The organism is Amycolatopsis sp. SID8362, from assembly GCF_010550475.1.
GTDB lineage: Bacteria > Actinomycetota > Actinomycetes > Mycobacteriales > Pseudonocardiaceae > Amycolatopsis > Amycolatopsis eburnea.
Genome location: NZ_JAAGNB010000555.1, coordinates 1 through 1083 on the forward strand (window position 1 = coordinate 1; position 1083 = coordinate 1083).

A 1083-nucleotide genomic window follows, 5' to 3' on the forward strand; every position below is an offset into this window, starting at 1 on the left:
CAGCAGCGTTCGACGAGCGCGCCGAGCCCCGCGGTCCCCAGCGCGCGCACGGTGACGGCCATCCGGAAGGCGTCCGGCCGCCGCGACGTCCGGATCGACCGGCCGAGCAGGTCCGGCAGCCCGGCCTCGGTGTCGTCGTCGGCGTTGAGGTACTCGGCCCGCACGGTCAGCGCGGCGAGATCGGCGGCTTCCCGCGCGGCGAACAGCCCGGCGGCGACCGGCTGCCAGCCGAACTTGTGCAAGTCGAGAGCCACGGAGTCGGCCAGCTCGAGCCCGGCGAGCTTGCCCTTGAGCGCGTCGCTGCAGAGCGCCGTGCCCCCGTAGGCGGCGTCGACGTGCAGCCGCGCCCCCTGGCGACGGCAGATTTCGGCGATCGCGGGGAGCGGGTCGAGGGTGCCGGTGTTGGTGGTCCCGGCGGTGGCGACGACGACGGTGCCCGGCCCGGCGACCTCGGCGAGCGCGCCGGGCAGCATGCGATCGCCTTCGCACGGCACGACGACCGGCGCGGGCAGGCCGAGCAACCAGGCCGCGCGCGCGACGCTGTGGTGGGCGTTGGCCCCGCAGACGGCCTGGACGATGCCGGTTTCGCGGGCGAGGAGCAGGCCGAGCAGGTTCGATTCGGTCCCGCCGGTGGTCACGACGGCGTCCGGACGGGGTGCGTCGGGGTAACACAACCGGGCGATTCCGGTGGTGAATTCGCGCTCGAGTTCGCTGGCGACGGGCGCCTGGTCCCAGGAGTCCATGGAGGGGTTGAGCGCACTGGCGACGACATCGGCGGCCACGGAGACGGCGAGCGGCGGGCAGTGCAGGTGGGCGGCGCAGGCCGGGTCGGCGGGGTCGGCGGAGCCCGCGGCGAGCAGGCGGCTCAGCTCTTCGAGGGCCGCTTCGGCTCCTACGCCGTGGCGGGGGAGGACGCCGGTTGCGGTGGGTTCGAGGGTGTCGATTCCAGTGACCGCGACCTGCCCATCGCTCTCGGCCGCAGCACGACCAACCTCCGGTTCGCGCGCGTCCGCGGTCCCGGGCTCGCCGTGCTCGGCCATCAGGGCCGCTGCCACCGCGGCCGGGCCGCCGGCCGGGATCGGG

General features: G+C 75.4%; 1 protein-coding gene. It reads right to left on the reverse strand.

What is annotated here, in order from left to right; all coding sequences use genetic code 11:
* The coding region (locus tag G3I65_RS17370; protein ID WP_160697041.1) for an aminotransferase class V-fold PLP-dependent enzyme at window positions 1–1083 on the reverse strand (1083 nt) is incomplete at both ends.